Origin of the sequence: Moorena sp. SIO3A2, assembly GCF_010672265.1 — a bacterium.
Lineage (GTDB): Bacteria > Cyanobacteriota > Cyanobacteriia > Cyanobacteriales > Coleofasciculaceae > Moorena > Moorena producens.
The window spans coordinates 355,248-361,518 of record NZ_JAAHHC010000005.1 but is presented as its reverse complement, the minus strand read 5'-3'; the positions used below and the strand labels follow the sequence as shown (position 1 = coordinate 361,518).

The following is a 6,271-nucleotide window of genomic DNA, read 5'->3' as shown; positions in this document are numbered from 1 at the left end:
ACAGCTATCAATTACAAGGAAAGCTGACGGATGGTACTGCAACCTGAGCCTAGAGGATAAGTCAGTGCCGGAGTTCAACCCTGATGACATTATTCCTACTTGGGAAAACTCAATTGGAATGGATGCTGTTCTAGATAGAGGCTTTTATCTAGCAATATCCGATGGCAAGAAACTCCTCTCCCTTAAACCACTTCGTCGGAATCAAGACAAGTTAACCACAGTTTCTCAACGCAAAAATAAGCGTAAAAAAGGAAGTAAAGCCAGACGTAAACTAGCAAAACGGGAAGCCCGTATTCATCAACAGATAGCTAGGAGTCGTGAAGATTTCCAGTACAAAACTGCTCATCAACTGGTGAATACAGGTAAGAAAGTCTTCTTTCACGAGAAGCTGAACCTCAAGGGTTTAACTCGTCGCAATACTCCTAAACGAGGGCGAGATGGTACGTTCTTATCCAATGGTCAATCATCAAAATCAGGACTTAACAAGTCTTGGTTAGATGCAGGCTTTGGTCAGTTCTTTGAAGTGCTGGGTCAGGTAGCCGCAAAAGCTAACGCCAGTGTAGTCGAAGTCAAGCCAAATTACACATCTCAACTCCTCTCTTATCGAGATGAATTTGTGTTCACCGACCGAGATATGCGAGAGTATTTCGATCAGGAATTAAAGCTGATTGTCGATAGAGATGTCAACGCATCAATCAACATAAAGCGAGTCGGGCTGGATGTGTTCCCGACTATAAAACGCCGTAGAGGGAAGCCTGTAGTTGTTGAATCTACTACTAATAGTACCTCAAAGGAAGCTCTGACCGCTCTTTATGAGCATCAGAAGCCCACACTGAAAGCGTAGCGGAGCGTGTGTGGTACATCACTTAGTGATATCGAAAAACTGCGAGTAAAACTGGGTATTGACCAGTGGGTAGTTTTTGGCGGTAGTTGGGGTAGCACTCTTTCTTTAGCCTATAGTCAAACCCATCCTGAACGCTGTCTAGGACTGATATTGCGGGGAATTTTTATGCTTAGGCAAAAAGAAATTCTTTGGTTCTATCAGGAGGGAGCAAGCTATATTTTCCCTGATGCTTGGGAAGACTATATCAAGCCGATTCCACAAGCAGAACGCCATGATCTAATTTCTGCTTACTATCAACGGTTGACCAGTCCGGATCCTTAAACCCGCAATTCAGCAGCTCGGGCTTGGTCAATTTGGGAAGCAAGTACGAGTAAACTCTTTCAAGACCCAAGCCTGATCCAAAAGTTTGGTGAGGGTGAATTTGCTGATGCATTTGCCAGAATTGAGTGTCATTACTTTGTCAATAAAGGCTTTTTTGAACCAGAAGACCAGTTACTCAGGAATGTAGACCGGATTAAATCTATCCCTGGGGTGATTGTCCAGGGACGCTATGATGTGGTGTGTCCGATGGTATCAGCTTGGGAATTACATCAGGCTTGGCCAGAAGCTGAGTTGATTGTGGTACCTGATGCCGGTCATTCCATGGCAGAACCAGGTATTCGCAGTGCTTTGATCGAAGCAACGGATAAGTTTTTGACCTGACTGGGTGACAGCAGCCTTGTTAGCCTGACACGGTTAACGGTTGACTGTTAACTGTTATACTGAGAAGTTGGTTGATTTTTACTTAAGTATCTTATATAGCGATGGATATAGACTATCCAGACATTGATATTGCTCCCATAATCGACCATGCCCTGCTTATTCCCACGGCTACACCAGAGCAGGTGGAAAAATGGTGTCAAGAGGCAGACCAATATAAGTTTGCTACAGTGTGTGTCCCGCCAGTTTACGTCAAACAAGCGGCTGAACTCCTCCACAGTAGAGTACCAAAGGTTTGTACCGTGATTGGTTTTCCGATTGGTGCCACAACACCCACTGCTAAGCTTTATGAAGCCCAAGAGGCAGTGGAAAATGGAGCGACAGAGCTGGATGTAATGATTCACCTCGGTGGTTTGAAAGCCGGTAAAACCGAGGAACTTTACCAAGAAATTGCCCAAATCTGTGAAGAAACGGGTAAAACCGTCAAAGTCATCTTGGAAACTACTGTGCTGAGTGATACGGAAAAACGTCTTGCTGCGGAAATCTGTATGGATGCTGGGGCGCAATTTATCAAAACCAGCACTGGCTGGAATGGTGGTGCCACAATTGATGATGTCCGATTTTTGAAAAAAGTCACCAAGGGGCAAGTTGGAATCAAGGCATCAGGAGGTATCCGAACCATCGAGCAAGCTTTGGATTTAGTCGTTGCTGGAGCAACTAGGCTAGGCACGTCTCGTGGTCCTGACTTGCTGCGACAACGGGATAACTTGGAAATTAAAAATTAAAAATTAAAAATTAAAAATTAAAAATTAAAAATTAAAAATTAAAAATTAAAAATTAAAAATTAAAAATTAAAAATTAAAAATTAAAAATTAGCAAGTAATAATGACGAATGAGTCAAACCTACAAAGCCACTGGAATTAATCTGAAAAGTATACCGCTGGGGGAAGCGGACAGGTTGGTGACAATTTTAACTAGGGAGTTGGGTCTGATTCGGGTAGTGGCACCAGGGGCAAGGAAGCAGAAATCGAAATTAGGTGGTAGGAGTGGCTTGTTTGTGGTCAATCAACTACTGCTGGCAAAAGGGCGATCGCTAGATAAAATTATCCAAGCAGAAACTACAGAATCCTACCCAGGATTGAGTCAGGAGCTCAGTAAACTGGCAGCTAGCCAGTATCTGGCAGAATTAGTTCTCTGTCATGCTTTGAGTGAGCAGCCTCAGGAAGAACTCTACGAACTACTTAATGAACATCTACGGCGTCTGGAGCAGTTACCTAAAATTACAGCTAATCCCTCAGGGTTGTCCTTAGTGTTAGCCCATTTGTCCCATGGTGTCTTTCACCTGCTTGCCCTGGCCGGAATAGCACCTCAAGTGCAACTTTGTTGTATCACACAACACACTTTAAGTCCAGATTTGACTGACCCGAATTGGCGGGTTGGTTTTAGTGTAGAAGCAGGTGGCACTATTAGTTTAGTCAGTCATGAGTCCAATATGAAGGATTTACCCAATCGAACTATTCCGAATCGAACTATTCCGAATCGAACTATTCCGAATAAAGTAGAGAGGTTGACTCAAACCACTGGCAACACTGATACTGATGTCATCCTACCCCCTCCTCCACGAGTAAATCATAAGCTGAATGCTCTGGAGTTAACCCTGCTTCAACAACTGGCAGCTGCTGAATTACCTCAGCTGACTACACTATTAAAAGAGCAATTGGGAGGGTGGAAGGCGGCTGAGTCTATAGATTCACTCTGGGTGAAGCTGGAGCGAATTTTACGAGACTACGCTCAGTATCACTTTGGTCGCTCAATTCGCTCAGCGGCTTTAGTGGATGCGTTGTCGTCTGTTAACTAATACTCATAATCCGGGTCTGTTAATAGGTAATAAATAATGGGTAATAAATAATAGTTAATGGGTAATGACAATATAATTTTGGTGTTTAAAAGCAGCAAGATTAAGGTATTAAATTATCAATTAATAATTACCATTTACTAATTACCAATTGCCGAGTAAATCATCCATTCATAGTAACAGTATGACTATCTAAAAAAGTTGTTACTGGTAATAAAAAAGCCTAACCCATAAAAGCCAGAATGCGATCATCGGAGCCTGGAAAAAAACAAAAACACTCCCCAGACCCCACGTCTGATTTCACCAAGTCTGATTTGGTGGCAAAACCCTCATCGAGAAGTGATGAGCTAAGGGATCAGGAACTGGATTCATCACCGGATAAAGGATTTCTACCAGTTCTAAAAAATTCCAACTTCTTAGCCCTATGGAGTGGTCAAGTCTTCTCTCAGCTAGCAGACAAAGTTTATCTGGTGTTAATGATTGCCTTGATAACCAGTCGCTTTCAAGACGCTGATCAAACTATCAGTGGCTGGGTATCAGCTATCATGATTGCCTTTACCATCCCAGCAGTTCTATTTGGTTCCTTGGCTGGCGTCTATGTGGATCGGTGGTCAAAAAAAGATGTGCTGGTGCTAACCAATCTGTTGCGAGGCGCACTGGTGTTGTTAGTGCCTGGGTTGTTGTCCTTTACTCAAGGCTGGACATCAGTCTCCAATGTGCCACTCGGCTTTTACGTCTTATTAGTGATTACATTTCTAGTCTCTACCCTGACCCAATTTTTTGCCCCAGCAGAACAAGCGGTAATTCCCTTGATTGTGAAACCGCACCACCTACTGTCGGCCAACTCCCTATATACTACAACCATGATGGCTTCCTTAATCATTGGTTTTGCTGTGGGTGAACCGTTGTTAGCCTTAGCGGATAGCTTGGGAGCTCAGCTACATTTCGGCGTGTACTTGGGGAAAGAAGTTTTGGTAGGAGGGTCTTATGCGATCGCAGGATTAGTGTTGTTGTTACTGAGAACGGGTGAAAATCGGGCAAAGTCTAAGGCTGAGCAACCTTATGTGTGGGCAGACATTGCCGATGGTCTGCGTTACGTACAACACCATCGAAATGTCCGCAATGCTATGATTCAACAAGTTATTCTGTTTTCCGTTTTTGCTGCTTTAGCCGTTCTGGCGGTAAGACTCGCGGAAAACCTACCTGGGATCACCGCTTCCCAGTTTGGCTTCTTGTTAGCAGCAGGTGGAATTGGGATGGCGATTAGTGCAGCAATCCTAGGAAACTGGTTTGATGACACCTCCTATGTAGATTTAAGTCTGTCTGGTTCTGTAGGTATGGGAGTAGCCTTAGTAGGGTTGTCCCTATTCACTAACAATCTCTGGCTGGCTTTACTGATGACAATGGTATTGGGGGGGTTTGGGGCTTTGGTGGGTATCCCGATGCAGACTACCATCCAGGCAGAAACACCAGAACAGATGCGGGGCAAAGTTTTCGGACTACAAAACAACGCTATTAATATCGCCTTGAGTTTACCATTAGCCTTAGCGGGGATCGCAGAAACTTGGTTGGGTTTACAACCTGTATTTCTTGGTTTAGCAGCACTTGTGTTCTTAGGTGGGTTCTTAAACTGGTATATTTCCGGTAATAGATTAAATAATTTAAATAAACGTCATCAATAGAGACTTAACTACCAACCGGAATGCATATCGCCTGGCTCGGAAAAAAATCCCCTTTTTGTGGTAACGTCACCTACAATCGAGAAGTGACCAATGCTCTGCTCGACCGGGGCTACCAGGTCAGTTTCCTCCACTTTGCCCAAGAAGAAGAGGACCGGACTTGGTGGGGTTGTCAGGAGGTACCACTGCCTTGCTTGTACAAGTCTCAGATGTATACCATTCCAACCCTAACCGCCAGTAAGGTTTTGAAGCGATCGCTACAGGAGCTCAAACCTGATCTGGTTCATGCTTCCTTAACTTTATCTCCTTTAGACTTCCTGTTACCGGAAATCTGTACCGAACTCAATTTACCCCTAGTGGCGACCTTCCATCCGCCCTTTGATGGTAAACGACGCAATTTGCAATCGGGAACCCAATTGCTGACCTATCAAGTTTATGCGCCGTTTCTCGCCCACTACGACCGAGTGATTATCTTTTCTCAACTCCAACGGGATGTCCTAAGCCGGGTTGGGGTTCCTGATCACAAGCTAGCAGTGATTCCCAATGGAGTTGATGTCCAGAAATATTCTCCAGGATACTCCCAGTGTACCTCTGAGTTTGCATCCGAGTTCAAAGCGGAACGGCTATTTGTTTATCAAGGTCGCATTGCTACGGAAAAAAATGTGGAAGCGCTGCTGCGAGCCTGGAAACACTGTAACCTGGGTAAATCCAGCAAGCTAGTGATTGCTGGTGATGGACCGTTATTAGCCTCATTGAAACCATTTTATGGGGAAGAACAAAATGTCATTTGGCTAGGATTTGTGGCTTCCGAGCAACAACGGATTGAGATTTTGCGGGCAGCGGATGTGTTTATTTTACCTTCTCTATTGGAAGGGCTGTCCTTATCATTACTGGAAGCCATGGCTTGTGGTGTGGCTTGTGTAGCCACAGATGCTGGAGCTGATGGGGAAGTGTTAGAGGATGGTGCTGGGGTAATTCTCAATACCCATGGGGTGACATCCCAACTGAAAACCCTATTGCCCCTATTGCGTGACCACAGAGACTGGACTACTTTGCTTGGTCACAAAGCTAGGGCAAGGGTTCTAGAGCGCTATACCTTAAGTGGGAATATTACTCAGCTCGAAAGGCTTTATGAAGAGGTTGTACAAATCAGGCTTGTGCAATTGAGTGGTCGTGCTTAGTTTTTTTTTGTTT

General features: G+C 44.4%; 5 protein-coding genes and 1 pseudogene. All 6 read left to right on the top strand.

The window, feature by feature from the left end; all coding sequences use genetic code 11:
- A partial coding sequence (locus tag F6K64_RS07745) for an RNA-guided endonuclease InsQ/TnpB family protein (protein WP_287265228.1) occupies positions 1 to 844 on the top strand: 844 nt, incomplete at its 5' end.
- Positions 845 to 865: 21 nt separating this feature from the next.
- Positions 866 to 1,546: pseudogene (gene pip, locus F6K64_RS07740) on the top strand (prolyl aminopeptidase); the annotation flags it as partial.
- Between the two features lie 101 nt (positions 1,547 to 1,647).
- Positions 1,648 to 2,328, top strand: a complete 681-nt coding sequence (deoC, locus tag F6K64_RS07735) for a deoxyribose-phosphate aldolase (protein ID WP_008180207.1) — start codon at positions 1,648 to 1,650, stop codon at positions 2,326 to 2,328.
- Between the two features lie 107 nt (positions 2,329 to 2,435).
- Positions 2,436 to 3,401, top strand: coding sequence for a DNA repair protein RecO (gene recO / locus F6K64_RS07730; protein WP_287265227.1), 966 nt, complete (start codon positions 2,436 to 2,438; stop codon positions 3,399 to 3,401).
- 239 nt (positions 3,402 to 3,640) lie between these two features.
- Entirely contained in the window at positions 3,641 to 5,080 is a 1,440-nt protein-coding gene (locus F6K64_RS07725; RefSeq protein ID WP_008180203.1) for an MFS transporter, read from the top strand.
- A 20-nt stretch (positions 5,081 to 5,100) separates the two neighbouring features.
- Positions 5,101 to 6,258, top strand: a complete 1,158-nt coding sequence (locus F6K64_RS07720) for a glycosyltransferase family 4 protein (protein ID WP_287265225.1) — start codon at positions 5,101 to 5,103, stop codon at positions 6,256 to 6,258.
- Positions 6,259 to 6,271 lie beyond the last annotated feature (13 nt).